This window comes from Mucilaginibacter achroorhodeus, assembly GCF_007846095.1.
Lineage (GTDB): Bacteria > Bacteroidota > Bacteroidia > Sphingobacteriales > Sphingobacteriaceae > Mucilaginibacter > Mucilaginibacter achroorhodeus.
In genome coordinates this window covers 222,453-248,250 of the sequence record NZ_VOEI01000006.1, presented here as the reverse complement: position 1 = coordinate 248,250, position 25,798 = coordinate 222,453, and the positions used below count along the sequence as shown (strand labels likewise).

At 43.7% G+C, this 25,798-nt stretch carries 15 protein-coding genes; 1 reads left to right on the top strand and 14 read right to left on the bottom strand.

Going from position 1 to position 25,798, the window contains the following annotated elements; translation table 11 throughout:
- Positions 1-7: 7 nt before the first annotated feature.
- Positions 8-835 carry a sterol desaturase family protein gene (locus FPZ42_RS16180; RefSeq protein ID WP_146272892.1) on the top strand — a complete coding sequence of 276 codons (828 nt, stop codon included), beginning with the start codon at positions 8-10 and terminating at the stop codon, positions 833-835.
- Here FPZ42_RS16180 and FPZ42_RS16175 read toward each other — a convergent pair.
- From FPZ42_RS16175 to FPZ42_RS16110, 14 genes are all read right to left on the bottom strand, one after another.
- Positions 780-1,814 carry a LacI family DNA-binding transcriptional regulator gene (locus FPZ42_RS16175; protein ID WP_146272891.1) on the bottom strand — a complete coding sequence of 345 codons (1,035 nt, stop codon included), beginning with the start codon at positions 1,812-1,814 and terminating at the stop codon, positions 780-782. The two genes, FPZ42_RS16180 and FPZ42_RS16175, sit on opposite strands and share 56 nt — an antisense overlap.
- 71 nt (positions 1,815-1,885) lie before the next feature.
- Positions 1,886-3,121, bottom strand: coding sequence for an L-fucose:H+ symporter permease (gene fucP / locus FPZ42_RS16170; protein ID WP_146272890.1), 1,236 nt, complete (start codon positions 3,119-3,121; stop codon positions 1,886-1,888).
- Positions 3,122-3,210: 89 nt separating this feature from the next.
- Positions 3,211-5,502, bottom strand: a complete 2,292-nt coding sequence (locus FPZ42_RS16165) for a GH92 family glycosyl hydrolase (RefSeq protein WP_146272889.1) — start codon at positions 5,500-5,502, stop codon at positions 3,211-3,213.
- A gap of 89 nt (positions 5,503-5,591) precedes the next feature.
- A complete protein-coding gene (locus tag FPZ42_RS16160; RefSeq protein WP_146272888.1) occupies positions 5,592-8,729 on the bottom strand; it encodes a SusC/RagA family TonB-linked outer membrane protein in 3,138 nt (1,045 codons plus the stop codon).
- A 38-nt stretch (positions 8,730-8,767) separates the two neighbouring features.
- Positions 8,768-10,477, bottom strand: coding sequence for a RagB/SusD family nutrient uptake outer membrane protein (locus tag FPZ42_RS16155; RefSeq protein ID WP_146272887.1), 1,710 nt, complete (start codon positions 10,475-10,477; stop codon positions 8,768-8,770).
- Between the two features lie 12 nt (positions 10,478-10,489).
- On the bottom strand, positions 10,490-13,558 hold the full coding sequence (locus FPZ42_RS16150) for a SusC/RagA family TonB-linked outer membrane protein (protein WP_186458796.1): 3,069 nt from the start codon (positions 13,556-13,558) through the stop codon (positions 10,490-10,492).
- A 146-nt stretch (positions 13,559-13,704) separates the two neighbouring features.
- Positions 13,705-14,703: a DUF4961 domain-containing protein gene (locus FPZ42_RS16145; RefSeq protein ID WP_146272885.1), complete on the bottom strand. Its 999-nt coding sequence runs from the start codon at positions 14,701-14,703 to the stop codon at positions 13,705-13,707.
- A gap of 10 nt (positions 14,704-14,713) precedes the next feature.
- On the bottom strand, positions 14,714-15,166 hold the full coding sequence (locus tag FPZ42_RS16140; RefSeq protein ID WP_146272884.1) for a DUF5004 domain-containing protein: 453 nt from the start codon (positions 15,164-15,166) through the stop codon (positions 14,714-14,716).
- A gap of 17 nt (positions 15,167-15,183) precedes the next feature.
- Complete coding sequence (locus FPZ42_RS16135) at positions 15,184-16,914, bottom strand: RagB/SusD family nutrient uptake outer membrane protein (protein WP_146272883.1); 1,731 nt, start codon at positions 16,912-16,914, stop codon at positions 15,184-15,186.
- Between the two features lie 218 nt (positions 16,915-17,132).
- Positions 17,133-17,960, bottom strand: a complete 828-nt coding sequence (locus tag FPZ42_RS16130; protein ID WP_146272882.1) for an alpha/beta hydrolase — start codon at positions 17,958-17,960, stop codon at positions 17,133-17,135.
- Between the two features lie 7 nt (positions 17,961-17,967).
- On the bottom strand, positions 17,968-19,380 hold the full coding sequence (locus tag FPZ42_RS16125) for an SGNH/GDSL hydrolase family protein (RefSeq protein ID WP_146272881.1): 1,413 nt from the start codon (positions 19,378-19,380) through the stop codon (positions 17,968-17,970).
- 57 nt (positions 19,381-19,437) lie between these two features.
- On the bottom strand, positions 19,438-21,750 hold the full coding sequence (locus tag FPZ42_RS16120) for a GH92 family glycosyl hydrolase (protein ID WP_146272880.1): 2,313 nt from the start codon (positions 21,748-21,750) through the stop codon (positions 19,438-19,440).
- 100 nt (positions 21,751-21,850) lie between these two features.
- On the bottom strand, positions 21,851-24,382 hold the full coding sequence (locus FPZ42_RS16115) for a glycoside hydrolase family 38 C-terminal domain-containing protein (protein ID WP_146272879.1): 2,532 nt from the start codon (positions 24,380-24,382) through the stop codon (positions 21,851-21,853).
- Complete coding sequence (locus FPZ42_RS16110; RefSeq protein WP_146272878.1) at positions 24,363-25,784, bottom strand: SGNH/GDSL hydrolase family protein; 1,422 nt, start codon at positions 25,782-25,784, stop codon at positions 24,363-24,365. The genes FPZ42_RS16115 and FPZ42_RS16110 overlap by 20 nt, the downstream gene beginning before the upstream one ends.
- Positions 25,785-25,798 lie beyond the last annotated feature (14 nt).

Sequence of the window (25,798 nt, the reverse complement as noted above, 5' to 3'; positions counted from 1 at the left end):
AAATGTTATGCAAGGTTTTATAGACATAATCATCAGGATATTCAGTGTTACCGCTATCCGCTATTTTGTAATCGCGGGCGTACCTTTTCTTATATTTTACGTATTCTTTAAGGGCCGTTTTGAACGATCGAGGATACAGACAAAAAGGGCAGCTGATGTTAAAGACTTTCTGCGCGAAATACTGCACTCGATGCAAACTACCGCAGTTTTTACTATCATAGCCTTGGTACTGTTGTTTACACCGCTTCGTGATCATACCCTTATCTATAGCAAAGTAACTGATTATCCAACCTGGTGGATCCCGGTGAGCCTGGTGATAAGTCTTGTTATCCATGATACTTATTTTTATTGGATGCACCGCTTACTTCACCATCCGGTTTTGTTTAAATACACGCACCTGGTACACCATAAATCTGTAACACCTTCGCCGTGGGCTTCGTATTCTTTCCATTTTTTTGAAGCCTGGACAGAGGGTTTTGTACTGGTTGTATTAGCATTTACGCTGCCTATGCACCCCATCACAATAGGGTTATTTACGGTGGTGGGCTTTATCATCAATGTTTATGGGCACCTGGGCTTCGAGATAGCCCCTAAACGATTAAGGAACTCAATGTGGTTCAATATCATCAATACTTCAACCTACCACAACCTGCACCATAGCAAGTTTAGAGGCAATTATAGCCTGTATTTCAGACATTGGGACAAGCTGATGAAAACCGAAAATCCGGATTACGAAAAGGAATACGACAAGATACAGGCCCGCCGTTTTGGAGCTGACGCTATTCAGCAACAGCCTTTGAATGCTGCAGAGACGATTCGCGAATATTCAGGTTAGTCGACAGGGTTATTTTTTGAGTGGTAGGGGTGGCATTAGCATCCAGTTTCTTGAGCATTAAACTTATCACATGATCGGCCAGGGCCTCTATAGGCTGTGCAATAGCACTAACAGGCGGCGAATGCAATTTAAATACGTCATAATCATCAAATGATACTACGGCAACATCTTCAGGCACTTTTAAACCCAGCTGCCTGATTACCTTAAGGCCACAGGTACCAATATGATCTGTACCAAAAAGAATGGCATCAATGCCCGTGTTCTTCTTCAAAAATGCCATTAACGGCTCAGTGATCAGTGCTTCATTTCTGTTAAAGTCTATTTCTTTAAGCAAAGGCTTTAGCTTGGCATCTTTAAGCGCATTTTTGTAACCGGTAACGCGATCCATCATTTGGCTTTGCGCTGATGAAAAGGTTATTAAAGCAATATTACGATAACCCTGCTGCACTAAGTGCTGGGTAGCATTGTACATGCTAAACGCATTATCAACTATTACATGATCTGTATCAATATCCTGCAAATAACGGTCAAACATCACCACCGGCTGCCCACTGCCAAGCAACTCTTTCACATCCTCCTCAATGCCCTCGGGTGGCGATATGATGTAGCCGTCTACATGCCGGTCCCTAAACATGCTGATCAGCTCGCGGGTGCGCTCGGTATCATTATCGGTACTGCAATAAATTATACGGTAACCATTTTCGTATGCCCTATTTTCTATCAGGCGGGCAATACTGGCAAAAAACGGGTTTGATATATCCTCAACCATCAACCCGATGATGTTTGATTTACCGGTACGAAGGCTTTTTGCAAGCGAGTTAGGCTTGTAACCTACCTCTTTAACCAATTTTTGTACGCGCTCTACCAACTCCTCACTAATCCGTTTCTCTTGTGCCCTTCCGTTAAGAATAAATGACACAGTTGTTTTTGAAATATTAAGTGTATTGGCAATATCAACGATAGATACTTTTTTACTCATACTAAACCGATTTATGATGCAATGTATATTTTATTTTCGGGTTACGAAAATAAAGGGCTAAGCGGGCCGGATCATGAGGCTTTCCTGACTTTATTGTAATTGATTGCAAATGCAAAAATAACCAGGTAACAAATTATTGGAAACAAGTATGCGGTAGCTACATTTTTATTGGCTATAAGGCCCATTAACGGAGGGAACAACGCCCCTCCTACAACACCCATAACAATAAATGAGGCCCCCTGCTGTGTATGCCGGCCCAGGTCTTTTAAACCCAGGCTAAAGATCGTAGGGAACATGATGCTGAAGAAAAAGTTGATCATGATCAATGCGCCAAAGGACAACCAACCCATTTGCTGTGATACGATGATGCACATCAACACATTGCAAGCAGCAAATATGGCAAGTAATTTACTTGGCCTGATGTAACCCATCAGATACGTGCCGACAAACCTGCCAACCATCATCATAAATATACTAAAGGCGAAGTAATTGGCTGCGCTTGCATCGCTTAAGTGCATTACTTCGTGGCCGTAATTAATAAAATAGGCCCAGGTACCGCCTTGCGCAGCAACGTTAAACAGCTGGGCAATAATGGCAAACACGAAATGCTTATGCTGAAAAAGCTTTTTGGCGGGATCAAGACTATCTCCCACCGCCATAGTATCAGTAGCAACTATATGCGGGTCTGTTAGATTTTTGGGTACTTTAACAAATACAAACGATAAGCCTACCAGTGTGATCACCAGGCCGATACCAATGTATAGATATTTGACGGCCACCAAATCATTAGTGTGCCCGGCTTCTGCACGTAAAATAAAATAACTCCCTATAAGCGGGCCTATAACCCCACCTACCCCATTAAATGCTTGTGCAAAGTTAAGGCGCCTGTCGCTTGTGCGCTGGTCACCAAGAGAAGCAATAAAGGGATGCGCAACCGCCTCTAAGGTTGCCAGGCCGCACGCAAGGATAAAAAGAGCAACTCTGAAAAACGTAAAGGATTGCGCATCAGCTGCAGGAACAAAAAGGAATGCCCCGCAGGCGTAAAGAAACAACCCAAGCAAAACACCTGGTTTATATCCAAAACGTTTCATGAACAGGCCCGCTGGTATACCCATTACGCCATACGCCCCAAAGATGGATAGCTGCACCAAACCCGAGCGGGATTTAGAAATGTGTAACACATTTTGAAAATGTTTATTCAACACATCGCCCATGGTCATGGCTACTCCCCACAGCAGGAACAATGAAGTTACAAACGCAAGTATGATATAATACCGTTTCTCGGTAAAGCGAGGTATAGCTTCCATTGCGGTTTCAAATAATTGGGTATACAATTATAACATTATGCCGCATGGTTAACAAGCTTGTACAGGTATTAAGCTACTTTAAATAGCGCTTATTTTTGGTTTACCGAAACTGAAAACGGCTTGTCAGCTTCAGCTAATCCTCTTTTATAAGCAGGTTTAGCACCCATTTTAAACACCATTTTCCCGCCTTTCATAATATCGGCGTGGCTTAACCAATTATGGGTATAAACTTTACCATTTAGCGTTGCCGACTGTATGTAAACATTTTGATGCTGATTATCATCTGCCTGTATCACAAATTTCTTACCGTTCTCAAGCGTCAGCGTTACCTTCGGAAAAACCGGGCTACCGATCACATATTGATCTGTACCTGGGCAAACGCTGTAAATGCCCAAAGCGCTTAATACATACCAGGATGACATTTGTCCCTGGTCCTCATCTCCCGGATAGCCGTTTTCGGTGGCATTGTAAAGCTTGTCAGTTACTTTACGCGCATAATATTGTGATTTCCACGGTTCACCTGCATAATTATACAGGTAGATCATGTGCTGTATTGGCTGGTTACCGTGAGCATATTGCCCCATCTTTATCAGCGCCATTTCAGTCATTTCGTGTATCACAGATCCGTATTCGCCGGGCACAATGGTAGATGGTTGCGAGAATACTGAATCTATTTTTGCAGTAAAGTTTTTATTTCCGCCCATCAAGTTGATCAGGCCATTTATATCGTGAAAAACAGACCATTCCCAATGCCAGGCGTTACCCTCGGTGTAAGGGCCACCCCAGGCAAGCGGATCAAATGGCTCAACCCATTTGCCTTTATCATCCTTAGCACGCATAAAACGTGTGCCGGGGTCGTAAAGGGTTTTGTAGTTATACATGTTTTTGCCAAAGGCATCCATATAAGTTTTATTACCCACTGATTTTGCGAGCGTGTACCCGCAAAAATCGTCATAGGCATATTCTAAAGACTGAGCAGTTGCCCCTAAAGTTTGCTGTGAGTAAGGGATGTATCCATGTTCGTTATAGAATTGTGCATGGCCGCGGCCATTAGCACCTCCCCATGGCCCCTTATTGTTTGCCTCATGCGAATAGGCTTGCAGCGCTTTTTGAGGGTCGAAAGTGCGGATGCCTTTAACCCAGGCATCGGCCAGTAAAGATATGGCATGGTTACCCAGCATCCCTCCGGTTTCTGACGGGAAAGACCAGGCCGGAAACCAACCGCATTGTTCCTGAGCAGCCAGCAGTGCCTGCATGTACTCGCCTTCCATTTTAGGGTGCAGGATCGTATTAAGCGGAAACTGCGCCCTGAAAGTATCCCAAAAACCATTATCGGTGTACATGTAACCATCATGTATCTTGCCATCGTACGGACTAAAATAGTACGGTTTGCCTTGTTCATTCAATTCAAAAAAACGATGCGAGAACAGGTTGGCGTGGTAAAGGCAAGAGTAAAAGGTTGCACGTTGGGCTTCGGTACCGCCCTCCACCAAAACGCGGTGAAAGAGTTTGTTCCAAATTTTATTGGATGCCGCACGGGTGGCATCAAAAGTTTTAAAGCCACCTAACTCTTTGTTCAGGTTAAGGTGCGCCTGATCGGGACTGATGTAAGATGAGGCTATCTTAGCTTCAACAACTGTACCTGGTGCAAACTCAATGTATGCGCCACGGCCTTCGCCTTCATCTGTTTTATTGTTAGCTTTTATAGTACCCTTTTTATTTTCCCACGTACCATAACTTTTGATCGGCTGGCTAAAAACGATCTCAAAATAGTTTTTGAAGTTAGCAGGTGCCCAACGGCAATTGTTTACCCAGCCAACGATCTTATTTTCTTCGGGAATGATCTTAATAGCGCTTTCTTTAGTATAACCATCCAATACCAGGTGGGCGGCACCCTGTGCAGGAAAGCTGAAACGCAGGTGTGCACCACGCTCTGTTGTGGTCATCTCGGTGGTTATACCGTTATCAAGTTTTACCTTGTAGTAATCGGGTTGCGCTACTTCATTGCTGTGTGAAAATGTTGCTGCACGGTCTTCATCAGTTACAACTAACTTCCCGGTTACCGGCATAAGCGAAAACACGGCATAATCATTTACCCAGGAACTGCACTGGTGCGATTGCTGAAAGCCGCGAATTTTGTTCTCAAAGTATTGATATTTCCATCCGTCGCCGTTTTTGCCTGTTTGAGGTGTCCAGGTGTTCATGGCGAACGGAACACTGGTTGCAGGATAGGTGTTACCGTATGATAACTCGTATTTGCTGTTAGTCCCCTGGCGGGTATTAGCGTAATGTACCAGATCTGAGGTTTGAGCCGCTACCGTTTGGGCTGCCAATGTTAACGTTACAGATAACCCGAGGATTGTATGTCGATTAAATAACATGTTAAAGCTTTAGAAAAGATAATATCCGGGGTTCATCACCCCGGAAACTTATCCTCATTTTATATTAACCAATTAAAAAGTACGCAATTTTAGAATGTTACCTGCACACCAAGGTTTGCTATACGCTGATTTGGGTAAACATCACCGGCAGAGCTGGTGGCAACCTCAGGGTCTTGCTGATACTTGTTGTAGTTACGCCAGGTAAAAAGGTTGTACGCGCTGATGTAAAGACGTGCATATTTAAAGTGGAAAGGCAATAACCTGCTTGGAAATTGATATCCCACATCCACGCTTTTTAAACGTATATAATGTGCATTTATCAACCAGTAGTCTGATAAATAATTACTTGGGCTGCTAACAGATAGAGGATCGGTTGTTAAGCTCGGGAACTGTGCCGTAGCTGCAGTTGACGGTGTATAACGCTCCTGGTGAATGGGTTGAAACTGACTTTTAAACGGCTCAACACCGGTACCTACAACAGCAAAGCTGTACCCGAAAGCACCTTGCAATAAAGCGTTAATGCTAAAACCTTTATACGCTATACCCAGGTTTAAACCTACGTTAGTGTTAGGGACGTTAGGGTTCCCGATAGGCCCCTGGTCAAACTTGTCTATCTTCCCGTCGCCGTTGGCATCCAGATATTTTAGGTCACCCTCTTGTATACGTGCACCGTTACCAGGAGTTGCCGGCTTATCCTGTGCTGGCACGTTCGGATCGTTTATTTTTGCAACATCCGCAGCTGTGTAATAACCTATAAATTTATAACCAAATATCTGCCCGATAGGCCGGCCTGTCTGGCGTAGTCTTTCGTAAGCCGGTTGCGCCTCGCGCATCTCCAATATTTTGTTCTTTGCGTACGAGAATACTAAACTGGCGTTATATTGTAGCTGACCAACCTTATCCTGGTAGGTAATTTGTGCTTCAAAACCACGATTTAACGATTTACCCGCGTTTACAGCCGGCACACCAACACCAAGTACGTTTGGTATGTCGCCAGGTATGATCAATTGATTATAACGTATGTTTCTAAAGTACTCTAATGTTACAGCCAACTTGCTGTGAAACATATTGGTTTCAATTGCAAGGTTGAACTCTTTTTGAGATTCCCAGGAAACGTTGGGGTTAGCTAAAGTACCTTCGTAGTTACTGCCGGTTGGGTTATTGTTTGTACCAAAGGTGTAACCACCACCATTTTGATAAAATTGAGAGTAAATATACCTTGAGCCGCCGATGGCATCTGAGCCTACAATACCGTATGAACCACGTAGTTTTAGATATTGTATGAAACTCACATTCCTTTTAAAGTAATCTTCATTACCAATGTTGTAACCAAAAGATACTGCCGGGAAAAATCCGTAGCGCTGCCCTGATGCAAAACGGTCGCTACCATTTACAGCCCCGTTAAAATCAATCAGGTACGTTTCTTTATAACCGTAGCCCACTTTTAAAGACTGACCACGGAATTTTGCCGGGGCATCTGCCTGGTTATTATCCTGGTATTGGTTATACAATAATAAACCGCTTACACGATGCGCTCCATCAAAAACGCGATCGTAAGTAGCAAATGCCTGTAAATTAACCCTGGTAACATAGGCATCTGTAGCTCCTTCAAGGTTATAATCAGATAATACGTATTTGCCGCGCGGGTCAAGCGTGTAACTGCCGTTATTGGGGTTATAATGATAACTCGGCGGGTTAAAGGTCTCAGCGCCGGAGTTGTTATAGCGGTATAATTTCTTGGTGTACTGCTCAATGCTCGAGTATGCCAAACGGCCGGTAACGGTTAATCCCGGTGTCAGGTCATCCAGTTTTTCTGAGATATCAAATAACGAGTTAAAATCGGTACGTGTACTTCTGTCATAACCGCCATTAGCAAGCCTTGCATTAATTGTACTTAATTGAGAAGGTGTATTTACCCATGAGTTGCTGTTAAATTGCGAATAATTAAAAGCATAACTGCCATTGGGGTTTAGGAAAGGCGCAGAAAACGGCGTCACCTTCCTAAAATCATATATCTCACTTAAAATATTAGAAGTGTGCGGCTGATTAATGATACCAAACCTTGCACTAAGATCAAGCCTGATAGAAAGGTTCTTGTTCGCCTTCATATCCAAGTTTGAACGGAAATTGTAACGTTTATAATCGTAGTTACTGTTTATTTGATTCAGTGGATCAGAAAAATCTCTTAACAGACCGTTCTGGCTTAACATACCGCCAGTAATAAAATACTTAACGTTGTTTGTACCACCCTGCATATCAAGGTTGGTATTCTGTTGATAAGTATAATTTTTTAAGATGGCTTTATACCAGTTAACATCAGGGTGACCGTAAGGGTCTGTCTTATTTTTGAAAGCTGCAAGATCAGCATCTGTAAATGAAAGAATACCGTTTGTTATACCATATGCTTTATTATAGTTTGATTCAGCTTCGTTCATTAACAGCGCCGTTTGGTAGGCATCCAGGAAATTTGGAATCTTAGTTGGCGATTGTACACCAGACTCGATCCTTAAATTAACGGCCGGAGGGCCTGTTTTACCGCGGCGTGTGGTGATAACCAATACACCATTTGCACCTTTAACCCCATAAATGGCGGTTGTTGCAGCATCCTTTAGTATTGTAATGGTCTCAATTTCGTTAACGTTGATCTGCTGCAGCTGGTCTGCCTGGTATTCTACGTCGTCCACAATGATGAGTGGCGTATTAGATCCGTTAATAGAGCTTAAACCACGGATGTAAAATGAAGCTGCATCTTTACCCGGTTGCCCCGAAGTTTGTTGTGAGAAGAAACCCGGTAACCTGCCCGATAATGTATTCTGTACGTTTGCTGTAGGCACTGTGCGTACCTCCGAGGCATTTATCTGGCTTACAGAACCGGTAGAGGTTATACGCTTTTTAGGCTGATAAGCCATAACTACCACCTCATCCATATCAAGGCTGTTGGCTTGCAGGATAACATCGATAACGCTTTGGGTGCCGATCTTTACTTCCTGCGGCGAAAAGCCAACGTACTTAAATACAAGCACGTTTGATGTGCCCCTAAGCCGTATGGCAAACTTACCGTTTGAGGTAACCACCGTTACGTTTGCAGGTACACCCTTTTCATAAACCGTAGCCCCCGGCAAAACACCCGTGGCATCTTTTACGGTACCGGTAATTAGCCTGCCCTGGGCAAAAAGCACAAAGGGCAAAAGCAGCATTAGAAAGTTTAACAGTATAATTTTTTTCATGATAAGTTCTTGATTCTGATCATTTGGTTAGGGGTTGATTACCATCCCGGGTTTTGTTTCAGATTTGGGTTTTTAAGCGTTTCATCATAAGGGATGGGATAGAAATACATTGACGGGGCCTTAAACTTAGGTGTAAGTACCGTACCGTACGCATAATTGAAACCCGCTGCCGTGTTGGTTATAGTTACACCCCTTACAGGCTGGTTCATTATAGTTTCGGCAATTTTCCAGCGGCGGATATCAAAGAAACGGTTCTCTTCAAAAGCCATTTCCAGGCGTCGTTCGTGCCGTATCACGTCACGCATCTGGTCTTTAGTTAAACCTGCCGGCAGCTGGTAAGGATTTAACCCGGCGCGTTGTCTTATCTTCTCTACTGCAGCGTATACAGAAGCATCCGGCGCACCTAAAACCTCGTTTTGAGCTTCCGCATAGGATAAAAGGATATCAGCATATCTAAAGATCATCCAATCTTCAGGGGCGCTTGCATAGTTACTGGCGTTTTCGTACAAAGCCATAAACTTGCGCATGTAATAACCTGTAGCTGTTTGCTGTGTACCAACGTTAGGCTTTCCCGGGGCACCTTCATAAGTCAATACCGAAGAACCCAACCATCTTGCTCCGTTAAAAAACACAGTATAGCCCAAGCGCGGATCGCGGCCTGCATAAGGGTTGGCGGGATCATAACCCGACGCTGCATCTGTAATCGCTAAGCCGTTAGCCATAGGGAAGGCATCTACCAAATTTTGAGATGGACTTGTTTTACCCTGCCCCAACGGATTTGTAGTAAAGCCCAACGGGCCGTTATTGGCTTCAACCGTATTGGTGAGCCCATTAGGCCGTTGAAAGATAACCTCGGTATTAGTGGGAACCTGTGTTATAAATGCATTCCTAAAATCTGCAACCAACGAATATGCGTTCAGGTCCATCACAGCTTTTGCTGCTGCTGCTGCCTTTTGCCAACGGGTTGCATCGTAAGAAGCGTAGCCTGTTAGCGCATTTGAACCATCAATGTTGCCACCGTTATAGAGCGGGCTGGCGGCATAAAGCAAAACCTTTGCTTTAAGCGCCAGGGCCGCACCATTTGTTACACGTTGTGAATAGGCTGCAGGTTGTGCAAGCGGTGCTGTAAATAAAGTGTCTTTAATGGCATCACACTCATTTACTATATAATTTACGCATTCTTCAAAAGAGTTTCTTGGCAAAGAGACGTTATCTTGTAACGTAAAAACTTTGTCGCCAACGATGGGGACACCGCCGTAACGTTTAAGCAAATTGAAATAAGTTAATGCTCTAATAAACCTTGCTTCACATCTCCACGCAAACTTCATTGATATGCCCGCCTTTAGCTGGTCCTTAACCGGAACAATACCAATATTTGTTATGAAGATGTTTGCCTGCCTTATGGCCTTATAACTATCTCCCCAAATATTATCACCCGGGAAAAAATTTGTGGCGTTATAAGAAGCGGTGGCCATATTATAAACATCGGCAGTGGCATTGTTTACCGCTGATACAGCGTCATCACTGGCTGCATCAAGATAATCTGAACTTCCAACGCGGTTATGTCCCGATTGAATGGTTGCATATACACTATTTAGATAAGCATACGCATTTGTACCAAGCGAATCGTCTTTATCAAAAACAAAATCTATAGTACGCTGCTCGGCCGGAACCGGCTCATACTTTTTGCAGGCCGCCATAACGGTTATCGCCATAACAGCTGCTGATATTTTAATAGATACTCTCATGTTATTAGCTGTTTACAGTTTTACACTTACACCGGCGTTAAATACTCGTTGAATTGGATAAACCGCCCCGTTCACCTCCGGGTCGATCCCTTTATAGCCTGATACCGTTAACAGGTTCTCTCCGTTTACAAACAACCTGAGGTTAGATACATTAAATTTAGAAGTGATGCTATGCGGAAGGGTATATCCAATTTCGGCGTTTTTAAGCCTGATATAATTACCTGAATGAATGTAATAGGTAGACATAGCAGAATTATTGGCATTGAAACCTGCGCTTAGGCGTGGAGATGTTGCTGTTGCAGCCGTCTCAGGTGTCCACCTGTTAAGTATCGAGTTGTATGCTTGCCCGTAAGGCAAAGTTCCAAATGCTCCTTTACCATTAAAGCCCTGCGTTATGTCGCCTTGCGTAAAGGCTATCTGCCTGTTGGTAACGCCTTGTAATAAAACACTTACGTTAAAGCCCTTGTAGTTAAAGCCAAAGTTTAACCCGTAATAAACAAGCGGTTTTAGGCCACCAATGGCAGATACATCGTATTGGTCTATCACGCCATCGCCATTAAGGTCTTTATATTTAATATCTCCGGCTTGGGGTTTGTATCCACCTGCTGTTATGGTTGGGCTGGTATTTGCCTCCTGTTGTGTTTGGAAAAAGCCCAGAGCGGTGTAACCATAAATAGCAGTAATTGGCTTGCCCGTACGTACCATCCATGGGTAAGCTTGTTTAAGTTCGTCAAAATACACCTGCTTGGCCGATGACATGCTTGCGTTACCCGTAACAAAATAATTGAAGTCGCCCACATGGCTTTGATGAGTAATGGTTAACTCGCCGCCGGTCATACGGTTTATACCTAAATTTTCTGCCGGATAAGCTGAACCGAGCAATAAATTACTTGCTCCCCTTGAGCGTAGCAGATCATAATATTTATCGTTGTAATAATCAGCAGTAATAGCTAACGTATTATTAAACAATGTTATATCAGTACCGATGTTGATCTTTTGGGCTCTCTCCGGGTTGATATTAGGATTGATAACACCGTTTACTTCTCCATAACCGCCGCCGGTATTGTAAGCGGTACCTTGTGGGTACGGCTGGCCCTTACCGGAATCATAAGTACTTCTGTAAGAATAATACCCGGTGAGGTCAACATTCGCATTACCTGTATTGCCGTATGAAGCACGCCATTTCCAGGAGTTTATCCACGATAAATTGTCTTTAATAAAGCTTTCGCGGCCCATTTGCCAGCCTATACCACCGGCGTAGTACCAGCCAAAACGATGGCCTGGTGCATACCTGTCATCACCACTGTTATTTACAGTACCTGTGATGTAGTATTTATTATCATAGTTGTATGAAAGCTGCAACGCCCTGTTCTGAAAAAACCTTGGAAGGTCATAAGTAAGAACAACAGACCTGAAATCATAGAACAGCATGGCATTCACATTATTTTTGCCAAAGCTGTTGTCGTAATTAATGGCCCCCTGGGCATAAGCGTATCTTGAGTTTGATACGTTGTTAAAACTATTGTTTTGGGTACGCGGGTTGCCATACGCTGTATAGCTGCTATCTGCCGGCTGAAATTGATAAACAGCATTTTGTAAGCTCCTGTCGATATAGTTCTGCGAGTTAATAGCAAAGTTCCCTTTTCCGCGCAGTGATAAACCTTTTAACGTATTTCCCATATCATACTTAAGGTTTACGTTGGCCAATATGTCGTGATTTTGCGTGTTGGTATAGCCAGAATATTGGCTTAGCGCCAATAAGTTATTACTGAAGTAGTCAATATTGCGACCACCAAAAGTTCCGTTCGGATTATATATAGGGTAAGCGTTATTTGGCGTGCCGTATAAGCGATCAAGCAGATTCGCAAAAATGCCGCCTCCCTGGCCCGGATATGTGATGGTTTGCGTACGGCCAAAAAGCTGCAGATCTATGTCGAAGTTTTTTGCCGCCGTTATGCTTACATCAGAATTTAAGATATAGCGGCTTAAATTGGTATTGGTGTTAAACGATAATGAAGGATCTGTTTTTAATATACCCTCCTGGTTGAAGTAGCTTAATGACACTGAATAACGCGCAACGCTGCTACCTCCGGTAATATTTAGCTTGTAGTTACGCATTGGCGCATTTTTACGAAGAAGGGTATTAAACCAGTTAACATCCGGGTGGCCCACAGGGTCTGTATGGTTACGGTAGGCATCAAAGTCGCTTGTGCTATAAAGCGGAACTTTACCGTCATTTTGCAGGGCCTCGTTTATCAGATAAGCGTACTGATATGCCGGTATAGGTGTAGGAAGCCCAAGGGATTGCTGAATACCATACTGGCCGGTAAAAGAGATCACGGTACGCCCCTGCTGTGCTTTTTTTGTGGTTACGAGTAGTACTGCGTTTGAGCTGTTAACACCGAGCAAAATAGTTGACAGGCCATCTTTTAATACAGAAACTGATTCGATGGTTTCCGGATCAATGGATGATAGCTCTCTCTGCACACCATCAATAATTGTTATAGGGGCTTGTGCACCATTAAAAGTATTTACTGCACCGCGTACCTGAAGATCAAACTGGCCGTTGTTGTCATCGCTTTTAATATTATGCTGGCCAACGTAGTTGAAAAGAAATGCCGAATTTGTTGGCGATGTTGCCTGCGGATTTGGAAAGCCGCTATTTTGCTTGGTATATAGGCCCGCAAGCTGTCCCGGTAAGGCGTATGTATAAAGTGAAGCGGGCGTGGTTGTAAGTTGGTTGGTGTAAACAGTAGATACGGCAGCAAGGTTATCATCCATATTTACCGTGTTATATAACACGTCTAACTTGGTTGGTTGCTTCAGAAACTGATCTGACAACTGTACTGCAATACTGTCTTTGTTACCAACTTTAAATTGGGCAACATTAAACCCGGCTTTTTTGAATCTCAGTTTTGCACCTTTTTGTGCGTTAATGGTAAAAAATCCTTTACTATCGGTACTAACGGTGTCTTTAGTATTTACAACCATTATCGTTACGCCCTTTAAAGGCACGTTGTATTGGTTAGCAACCACACCGCGGATGGTACGCGTATTCTGTGCATGTGCTACTACTGCCATGCAGGTGATAACAGTGAGCAAAATACTTTTTATACAATATTTAAATCGCATCAGATAAGGGTTTAAAGCTACTTTTGGGCATAAGCCAGGCTAAGCAGCTGAATTTTTTGCTTTAATTTTTGATGTATTACAGGCTTATTAATTTGTTATTCGCAAACAAACTTTATTTTAAAAGGCACATCGGTATTACCGTAACCAACCCTCGCTGTTCCTGCCTTATTGGTTATATAGTAATCCATATCTGTAAGCGTTTGCCCCGCCGTCAGGTTAAAAAACTTTCGGGGCCAAAACGTTATCTGAAACTGGTTCGGGTTTGTCTCCATCAGTTTAGTATCGTCCGTTTGTGAGCAGATGCCTATGCTTTTGCCGTCGCTGGTATGCCCGGTTGCACATATGTACAGATCATGTATCCCCTTCAATTTGGTATCAACCAGCGCATTGTTGTATGAAATGGCTTGATAATCATTATCCAGCGCTCGTGTTGGGTTCAGGGTGGTAAGCGAGGGATTACAGAAATCTACCAGATCCCCGGTTCCTTTCACCTCAAGGCAGTCGGCAAACTTAACCGGCGATAAAGTAATATCAGTATCTCCTATCCCGTCATTATCGTTACAAACTACATAGCCTAATTTTACTGAAGTATTAGCTCCATCCACGCCCACCTTCATTTGGATATTGAATACTGCGTGAGGGTTTTCATTTGGAACAGTGCTGATTGCGCTTGTGGTCCAAAAGGGCACCCATTCCATGTCATCAAGATAATTTGGGCCGATACCAAACCTGTTCTTCATCCTGGTTGCCCAGTTCTCACCATTTTTGGCGCCACCTGCAACAACGTTAGAAGGGATCGGCACAAAAGTTCCTGTTCCCTTATCGCCCGAGTAAGTGATCTTCACATTTTGGTTTTGCCCAAGTTTCCAGGCCCGCGGCGCAAGTATGCCGATCACTATCCGTGCGGTATACGGCCCAAGATTTGTCTGGAAGTTCATATCGAGCTTCGCCGTGATCACATCACCTGCATTGGCGCTTAATGGCTGATCAAGAGAGTTAATAAAAAACTCGCAATTGCTTAGAAGCAGGATGAGCATCCCAAGCGTAAAATTTCGCAGTAACTTTTTGCGTGAGCTACGTAAACGTTTTATCATATCAATTGCGTTAATTGGTTCTTTTTAATGTGTACTTGTAAAGATTTTTGTCGCAACCGGGGCTAAAGGTCAGCGTTATACGTTTATCACCATTTACTGTTGGGGTGAGAAACGTAGATTTCACCGGCGTTTGCGAGCCATCTGCAGTAAGGCTGATATCAAACGGGTACTGCGGATCGTTAAACTTATACTGGCCATTTGTGGCAACCATAAAAGGCACAGGATTTTCTATGGTATACTTACCATCCGTAAAAGTTATCTTAAAATCAGCCAGATGGGTCATGCCGTTTGGCAGGTTCATCAGCTCCAGCCCGTTTTGCGTAGCTGATGCGATAACCCAGGTACCGTTGATACTTTTATTGCTCTCAGTTGCTTCGGGCACCAGTTTATCCGTTTTACAAGCAACAACACTCAGGAGGTAGATCACCATCCCCAAGGCTGCAAGTATGTTTTTATTTACCATAGTTTTTAGTGTTAAGATCAATAACCCGGGTTTTGTAACGTTACAGTTGATTTGGCAACTTCACTTGCCGGCAGCGGCCATAGGTACAATGCACCTTTAAAACCATGTTTGCGAACATTTATACGCTTGTAAGCTTTTACATTGCCGGCACCATCACGTTGCACCTCCATCCCTGTAAATTGAGCGTTTTGGGTATCACCAAGTTTCCATCGACGGATATCCCAGAAACGATGGCCTTCAAAAGCCAGCTCCAAACGGCGCTCATTCTGGATAACCTTGCGCATATCATCCTGTGATAAGTTACGAGGTAAAGCATATGGGTTTAAACCGGCACGCTGCCTTATCTTTTCAATTGGGCCGTAAGCTTGCGCGGGGCCTTCGTATTCATTAATAGCTTCAGCATAGCTTAACAAAACCTCAGCATACCTTATTAGCGGGATACAGCGATTAGTTGACTTAAAGGCGTTGGGAACAGCTGCCGGATCAAGCATTTTTGCACCGTAATAGCCTGTTTTTGTGCCGGTGTAAATAGCATCAAGTCCCGCTCCCTGCCCGTTAACGGTGTAAATATTGATCGGCGATGCTGTGTTAGAGGCAATTGTGATCCATTTTGATTGATCGTGAAGTATCGAGTTCTCCAGCCTTGGGTCGCGCCCATTATACGGATTATTAGGATCATAAGTCGAAGCAGGGTCTGTAATAGGTAAACCATTTGCCATAGGAAATGCATCTACAAACTCCTGATAAGGAAAACCTCCACCTTTACCCCCACGAGATGGCGGCAGGTATAGGCCTTCCAGGTCAGCATTTGACTGCTTCATCACCTGCCAGATATACTCCGGATTATACCGTTGCGTAAATAGATATTGAAAGCCGTAACCGGGCGGGTTATTATTAACTACGAGGCTGTAAACACCTATCAGTGCTTTGGCCGCATCGGCGGCCGCCTTCCAGCGTTGTTTATCATAATCAGGATAGGCTACCACGCTGGCAAGCTCCGGCTTTTGACTTTTAGCTATACTTAGCGGGGTTTCAACGCTTTCGGGCTTATCGTCATTAAACAATGGGCTTGCAGCATAAAGTAACACCCGCATTTTTAAGGCCTGGCAAGCACCGCCAGATGCCCTGCCATACAATAAAGCAGTTTGTTGAAGCGGAAGAGATTTTGCAGCAAGGTCACATTCTGATACGATGTAATTTACACAGTCGGCATAGGAAGCCCGCTTAACATTGATCTTATCTGTATAATTATAAACAGTGTCACCTACCAGCGGCACACCACCATAATGTTTTAGCAGTATAGAATAGTACCATGCACGTAAAAAACGCGCTTCTGCCACTACTTCAACCTTTGTAGCAGCTCGTAACGGCGACTTGCCTACGTTTTTCATAAACACGTTAACAGCCCTTATCTGGGCGTAACATGTAGTATAGGCATCATCTGTTACCGTATTAGGATCAACAGAGCCGTTGGCAAATGCAATGGGCGTTGTAGCACTGTTATCATAAGGCTCTGCCTCGTCAGACGCCACATCCAAGCCTCCGTTTGAAAATCTTTTAGAATCTTCACTGAATCCTATTTGAGTATAGATGTTAGATAAGAAAGCTATTGTTTTTACGCTATCGCTAAAAACAGATTGCTGCGTAAGGTCAGAGATCTGCGTCTGCTCAAGGAAACCTCCTTTTTTACAGGAGAACATTGCATAAGCAAGTACAAATAAGAAGATGATTTTGTAAAGTTTCTTCATATCATAATTTAATCAAAAGATGATTTAAAGAGGAGGGCAAACAACCGTCCGCTTATAATTGGTATCTCAAAAATAATCTATAAAAACGATTTAGCAAATTTTTTTATCAGATTTTTGAATTTTATTTCGTTTTTACAAACCTGCAATCTATTAGTACAGATTTAATTAAAACCGACAATTTAAACACTTACAAAAATGTGATATTGGTAACGAAGCAATCAGATCTGCTTATCAAAGAACCGGCGGAAAAACAACATCTGGTAATTAATGGAATTACTCCAATACTCCCACGTATGTCCACCGGGCCTAACCGTATAATCGTGAGGTATTTTTGCAGCCAATAATTGCTCGTGAAAGGCATTGTTTATGCCAAAGAAAAAATCATCACTGCCGCAATCAAACACTATCTTTAGGGCACCCGGTTTAAGCTTGCCAACCATCCCGGTAGCGCTATGGTCTAACCAGCTTTGGGGGTCTTTATCGTATTCGCCAAGAATTTGATTGATGGCGAAGTCTTTTTTATAAGGCCTTAGGTCCATACAACCGCTCATAGATCCCATGGCGCCATAAACGTCCTGATGGTTTATACCCATAGTTATCGCACCGTGGCCACCCATGCTTAAGCCGGTAATAGCTCTTCCGCTCCTGTTCCTGATCGTGGAAAAGTGATCATCCACATAAGCTACAAGTTCTTTTGATACATAGGTATCAAACATCCAGTATTTATTTACCGGGCTATCAATGTACCAGCTTGCAAAAGCACCGTCCGGGCAAACAATCAGGCAATTGTATTGGTCGGCCAAAGCTTTTACGGCCGGGTCTTTGGTAACCCAATCTGCGTAATTACCACTAAAGCCATGTAACAGGTATACTACCGGGTAGCTGCTGCTTTTGTTATATTTAGCAGGGGTTATCACAACTGCTTTTATATCGCGCTTCATGATGCCACTATGGATAGTAACCGTATCAACCCTGGCAGCCCGTGTATTTAAGAACAAAAATACCAACGGTATAAAGAGTAGCTTACTTAAAATTCTAATTGACATGATAAGATTAATTAATGCGTGATATGGTTATTTTATGGCTAACCGGTTTGTTTATCCTGTAAATTTCATCCAACAGTACATTCTGTTCTTGTTGCCAGGCTTCTCTTACAGTTTTATATTGTGATAAGGTATAGGTAGGTTGGTTACCCGCTACGAAAGGATCTTTACGGGCAAGTAAATTTACAGTGTCCATAGCAGCGCGGTTATCTGCATGAAGCAACCCACGTTGCATCAGTACGTTGTATTCTATAAAGGCGTGGTTACGCAGGCGGCGTTCCAATTCCCAGCGCTCCTCATTCATTTGCATTATCTGCATGGCCTGCTGATATTGCGGGGTGCCTGTTTGTTCGGCAAGGTTTATGCCCTTAGCAAACTGGTCGGCTGGCCATACTCCTATTTTTTCGCCATCGATCAGCAGGTTATAATTGCCGGCTTGCAAATTTTTTACAGTCAGCATTTCACGGTCAAGTTCCTGCATGATAGGCACAATTTTAACAGCCTCTGCCTGCCGTTTTTTATTACCCCATCCATGCGAAACAGTATCCAACGGATAAGGAAGCGATTTAGCCAGATAATCAAAGCTGATGTCGCCTGCATTTGCATTCAATTTGATGATCTTGCAATTATCAGCCTTAAGCACTTTTTTGTTTGCTGCATCTACCTCTACATCGGCAACTGGTTTGTTTGTTAAACCCTGATCTTTAAGAAATAAATAAGCCATTACCATATGACCGTCGTTGTCAGGGTGTATCCTATCATTTGGCGTTAAACTAAAAGTTGGATTTTTAACCTGTTCACGCTTGTTTATTTCCGTCATTGGTCTGTTAAAGTCAACAAAGTCCCAATTATTCTTTCGTGCAGCCTGTTCCTGAAATTCGGCCACCTTAAGTAGCGCGGCACTTTTACCACGATAAATGTTATTAGGCGTGGCATACGTAAATTCATCATAAGGAGACGATGCGATGATGATAGGCCTGATATTGCGTCGCTTAAGCAGTTTCCCTTCTATTTCGCGATAGTATTTTATGGATGTATCTAAACGGGTTTTAAATGTTTGCTCTGCATTTGGATAAAACCACTCGAAATAACCCGTATCATTCATTCCCCAGGTAAGCGTAACTACGGTAGGGTTACGGCGTAGCACATCATCATCAAAACGACGAGCGATCTGCTTCGCTACATCGCCGCCAATGCCAACATTGTAGCAAGTGATACGCATATCCGGGAAATGCGTCATATAATATAACCAGATATATGAATGATAGTGCCCACCATCCGTTATACTGTTGCCTACAAACGCAACTTTATCACCGTTTTTAAAAGGTGCTATAATTTGTGACTGGGCGTAAACATTTGATGTAAATAAAGCTGCAGCGCCACAAAGCAATGCCTTCTTCCAAATTTTAAGTTTCTTACTCACAACTTCCGGTTAAGTGTTTAATTGTATTATCCAACCAGTTTTTACTGGATATTCAGGTTATTTGATAACTCCCCAGGTATGCGAGGGTGTATTACCCATCACTAATTTTAGCGTGCCCCCTGCGGTGATATCTTTGTAATCGATAAAGCAATTGTTGTATGGTTTACCATTTAGCTCCGCGCTTTGGATATAGATGTTCTGCGGCGAATTATTTTGCGCTATGATGGTAAAATCTTTTCCCTTAGCGTATTTGCTATCAAGCTTTATGGTGATCTTATTAAACACCGGGCTGGTGATCTCTTGCCTGGTGCTGCCCGGGCAAACCGGATGCAAGCCCATTGCAGATAAAATATACCAGGCAGACATCTGGCCAACATCTTCATTACCCACCAAACCTTCAACGCTGTTGTGATATGCGCGTGAACAAACAGCCCTGGTCCATTTTTGCGTTAACCAGGGTGCTCCAAGTCGATTAAATAAGTAAGGTACATGATGCACAGGCTCATTAGCATGGTTATAGTAATCGTTCCACATCATGTCCTGAGGCGTTTTATCAAAAAAGTTTTCCAGGTCGGCAATCACTTTGGCATTTCCACCCATAAGTTTAGCCATACCTTCCACGTCATGAGGTACAAACCAACCCTGCTGATAGGGATTGCTTTCGATACTGCCGTACCATTGCTTTAAACGGCCTTCGGATGGCCATGGAAGCCAGTTACCGTCCTTATCTTTTGGCCTGAACCAGCCTTTGCTTTCATCAAAGATATTTTTGTAAGATGCGGAACGGCGCAGGTACTTCTCATAACCCTGCATGTTACCGGCCGCTTTAGCCAGTTGTGCGGCACACCAATCAGTATATGCATACTCCAAAGTGTACGAGATGCTTAATGGCTCGGGCGTAAAACCTTTTTCGCCATTGCCAAATTTATCTACAGAATTGGCTGATAACTCGTAGGCCTTGTTCATATCATAACCGCGGATGCCTTTAGCGTAGGCATCTGCAATTACAGACACCGCAGGATTACCCAGCATACAGCCGCTATAGGCATTTAAAAGCTCCCAACGTTCTAAATAATTACGGCCTTTTTCCTGGGCCAAACTTATTAATGAATTAATTTCATCATTTACCAAACCCGGATTGATGATGCTCTGTAAAGGCATCTGGCTGCGAAAAACATCCCAACCACTAAAAATGGTACGCTTTTTAAATGTTGTTGAATAGTGCGGTTTGCCATCGCCTCCGGGGTAGCGGCCATCAACATCTGTTATAATGCGCGGATCAAGCATGCTGTGATACATGGCTGTATAAAAAACAACCTTCTCTTCCCTGCTTCCACCATCCACAGTTACCTTGGATAACGCTGCATTCCACAAATCAACGGCCTGCTTATACACGCCATCAAAGTTCCAGTCTGTTATTTCTTTTGCAAGGTTATTGCGTGCACCTTCAATGCTTACAAAAGAGATCCCGGCCTTCATCAATACAACTTCGTTAGCTTTGGTGGCAAACTCCGTGTAAAAACCCAGGTGCTTCCCATGCTTTTCTTTAACGCCTTTTAAAATAGCCGCCTGCGCAATGCGGGATTGATATTTAGCCGACGTGACATCCTCCAATTTACGGCCCCAGTTATCCGGGATATCGGCACTCCAAACGCCTTGATTTTTCAGGGGTTTACTGAATTCGGCATGGAAATAAACGGTGTAATCGGCATGGCCCTCACCATCACCCCAGCCACCGCCTTCCGGTGTGCATTTCATCCAGCCTTCTATTGCATGGCTGTTAACCACTTTTACGTACTGCAATACAGATGTACCACCTACCCTGCGGGCAAGATCGATTTGTATGCGGGATTGTTTATTTTGCGGAAATGTAAAGCGGAGTATACCGCTATGCGGAGCAACCGTCATTTCGGCTTTAACTTTATTGGCCAGTGAAACTGAATAGTAACCGGCAGAGGCCTTTTCACTCGATTTGACCAAACCGCTGCGATAGCCGCCGACAGGGTCTTTCAACGTGCCCGAACTGGTGTGCAATTTGCCAGTCGTAGGCATCACCAGAAAATTCCCAAGGTCGCCGTTCCATCCGGCGCCGCTCATTTGTGTAAAAGCGAAACCCTCTATGCTGGTATGTTCATAGCTATAACCGGGGGCATTGTCGCCGCCTGTTATGGTGTTTGGGCTAATTTGTACCATTCCGAAAGGCACATCTGCACCCGGAAAAGTCTTACCCAGACCATGATAAACGCCTGCCGCGGCAGTACTTGTGCTGGCCCCTATAAAAGGATTAACGAAGCTTGCCGGCGACTGTGCAAAGTTTGTAGTGCTGCAAAACACAACCAAACAACAGCTTATCAGGGTTTTAAATTTCATCAACAGTAGAATAAACAGGACAGGTTGTTAATAATTGGCAGTTACAAATTTATTAAATAAAACGTTTTAGCAAAATTTATTTCAGTCGTGGGTATTTGTGTTACAATTGAAATCTCACGGTGCGGAAACCCATATGCGGAACTTCAAAGTGCAATTGCCTTGCCCCAGCTGTTGTGACAATCTGTTGGAGATCTTTAACAGTACGCCCATCAAGCTCAACCAAAGCGGCCGCTTTAAATTTAAAATTTACAGTAACGTTTTTAGCACCGGTAGTACCTTCGGCATTAAGGAAACGGATATCTACATATGAGCTGCCTGCGGTAGCAGATGTTAGCACCAGGCCGGAGTTGCCTGCATCTACTAATGACTGCTTACCGGCCAATTTACTGCCCGCTACTGCTTTTAATGGCTCGTTCCATCCTGCAGATGTTGACCAAATTCCTGCCTTTTCCCAGTCACCTTTGTGCGGTATTATTGCGTAATGTAAAGTAGTTGGTCCATCAGTAAAATAGTCGCGTCCCCATAGGCCCATCCCGGAATATTGGGTCACTAATCCCAATGGAAAATTCTCACCATGCGTATAGCTTGTGGTATGGTCTGTTAGTAAAGCCATCCCATAATCACCGCGCGCATCCGTAACATCAACCCAATTAAGGATCACATTATTTTTGATACCATCCCAACTATTAAAAAAAGTGTTGTTCAGTTTACTTTCAGTAACTTCAAATGGGGCATTTTTATAAACCTTTTGGCCGGCTAAATTCAACGGAAACACGGTCACCAATTTATTACTATCGTTATAAAAGGGCTTTTTGTAATCCGTCCATTTATAATTTTTGCGATCAACATCCTCGCCTACCGCAACGTTCCTGGTCCAGTTGATGTTTACCTGCATATCTATTACAGGTGAGCTTTGCGACAGCCGGATAATCTGGGTAAACGCCGTACCGGCAATACTTCCTTTAACCTGCACAACAGAACGTAGTGCGCCGTTCTCAATGATCTGTACATCAGCTTTGTTATCGATAGACTTCTTTAATCCGCCGTTGTTGTAGAAATTACCGCGCAGGGTGTTAAAGCCGTTACGATCGTTTTTATCGATCATTTCCTTATTGTATTTCTTAAGGATAAGGCTAACAATGCTTCCGCCTTTCTCAGGGTCGATGACCAGTTTGTAAAGATCTGTCTCGAGACGGACTTTACCATCAGCAAGTTTACTGGCTATGCTGCCCTCGCTTTTTATAGTACTCTCTCTTAAATGATAAGACTGAAATCCAAACGCAGGTACCGAAGCATTGATAAATACGCTATCCTTCACCACTTGAGACTTTACAAGTTTCCCCGAGGCACCTTTTACAGCTATGTTCTTATCCCGCAGTTGTAAGGGGATAGCCACAGCAACCAACTGCGCTCTTGCTTTGCCCTGTGTATTATAGATAGTAAAAACATCGCTTTTTGATGCAGCAGTGCCGTTTACCATATTATTTGCCAGATAATTGGTATTGCCGGTCCATTTGATAACCTTATCTGCCCAGGTATCTCCTTTATCGCCATTATAAGGCACTATCCAGCAATCGTGGTGCTGGGATAGCAGCAGCGTGCGCCATGCGCTATCTACCAATGCAGTCGGCCAGGCAGTACCGTTACTAAGCTTGTTGATCACCAAAATTTTCTCAGCAGTCAATATATTATTCTCTGCAGCGCGTACGCGTTGTGCAATCTGCTGTGTTACCTGCGATCCCCAAACCAAGCTAACCAGTATATCTTCCTGGCTTACCTTCCAATCGGTATGCTTATCGTTACGCGTTACGTTCTCAAAATAATTACGCCAGGTAGTGTAAATATTCCTTTGGCCTGCACTGTCGGCTTTCCCCAGGAAAGGACCGCCTTTCCAGCCGGCATCCTGTAAGGTCATGCCGATCGGGCTTGTAATACCATATTTACGTGCGGCATCAATGTACTTTGGCGAATTGTTCCAGGCAATGGTTTGCCAGGTTGAATTCGGTTCTAATTTTTCAATGGCGTACCGCGGCGATGTAATTATTGTACTGCCATCAGGCCCTATCCAGTTTACCAATTCGCCGCCAAAGGCACGGGTATAGCCACCAAAACAAGTATTTGGATTTTTTAGAGATGCATACCTGAAACCGTACGATCTTAAAATGCCCGGCAGTGCGTTTGTAAAGCAAGGCTCTTCAGATGAATAAGTTTCAAAGCTGATACCAGGGAAATAGGTGCGTAATTTTTGCATACCATAGCCCAACTGCCTTATAATACTCTCACCATCAATATTATACATATAAGGCTGGCCGTAAGCAGGGTTTACATATTCTATGCGCGCGCTGCCGGCTGACTGATCTTTCATGAGCGATTGCAGATCCGCAAAAGCCTGGGGGTCTATTTTAGAGGCCCTGTCCCAGGTTTCGGGTTCTATTTCCAGGTTTATTTTCCAAAAGGCGTGCTTGTTCAGCATATCGGCCATAAAACGGGTGTTCCAATCCGGATAATGGCCCCAAACACCGCCATGATAGCCATCTATATACCATGCTTTTTGCGCACAGGCATTTATGCCGGCGCAAAGTGTTATTGCCGTTAGTAAAGCCTTCAGCTTCCTATTTTTGAGTAAGTGCATGTTGTTGTGTAGTTACCGCCGTTAGCTCAACTTTACGGGTAACAGGTTTATTGATAAGGTAAATTTGGTTGGTGAGCAGGTCCATCTCTTTTTGCCAGGCATCACGCACGGGTTTAAGGCGTGCCTGGTAATAAGTGTTTAAGGTTGCGCCAACAAAAAAGTCTTTTTTTGCATATTTCTGCAACGAGTCAACAGTGGCTTCGCCATCGTTATGCAGCAAGCCATGGGGTTTCATGATAGAGTATTGCAGCCACCAGTACTCGCGCAGGCGCCGCTCAATTCCCCAACGTTCTTCATTTAAATGCATTACCGCCAAGGCTTGCTGGTACTGTGGGGTGGCTGGCATCCCGGCAAGGTTTATCCCTGCCATAAGTTGCGCACCGGTGTACGAGCCCAAGTACTTACCATCGATCTTAAGTAGGTAATTGGATAGCGTTGGCAAGTTTTTAATCTGCAACATCTCCTGATTAAATTCCTTTTGAAAAGGCACCAGTTTTAAACCATCAGCCTGTGACCTTGGTTGATTACCGCCACCCCTGGGTATTGTATCAACAGGATAAGGCAGTGAGTTTGCTTTGTACCAATAACTCAAACCATCAGCGTTGCTGACCAAGTTGCTGACCTGGCAATTTTCGGCCTTCACAGTCTTCGTTTCTGCATCAATAGTAACATCGGCAACTTTTTTGCCGGCAAGCCCTTGAGCCTTTAGGAACAAATAAGCCATTACCATGTGGCCATCATTGGTTGGATGGATACGGTCCACTCCCTCCATTGTAAAAGATGTATCACGCAATTGTTGTTGCCGGTTAATGGCTTGCATGGGCTCATTAAAGCTTAAAAATTCCCATTTATTAGCCTCAGCGGCTTTCTTCTGAAAATCTATTACCTGCAGTATGGCCTCGTTCTTTTTGTACAGTGCAATAAATTTGATCCTGGCCTGCTCATCATACGGCGTAGAACCCAGCATAACTTTACGCACCTTGGGGTGGGCCCTTAAATGCCGCTGTATGCTTTGGAAACTTTGATAAGAACGCGCTATGTTGGCTTTGTAATTAGAATCGGCTTTTGCGCCTTTATACCACTGGTAACCGGTATCGTTCATACCGAAACTTAGCGTCATAACTGTGGGATGATGTGCAAACACATCGTCGTCTAAACGCTCATCTATTTGCCTGGCTACATCACCGCCTATGCCTGCGTTAAAGCAATCGATGCGCATGTTGGGCATACGGGTCATGTAGTATAACCAAATGTAAGAGTGGAAATGCCCGCCGTCAGTAATACTGTTGCCGGTAAATACCACCCTGTCGCCCGCCTTAAAAGGCTTTATTTGCTGTGCAATGGTGCTAAAAGGCGCAAGCAACACCCCAACTATAAGTACCAGAATCAAACGCCTGTTCATAAATCGATTTAGCT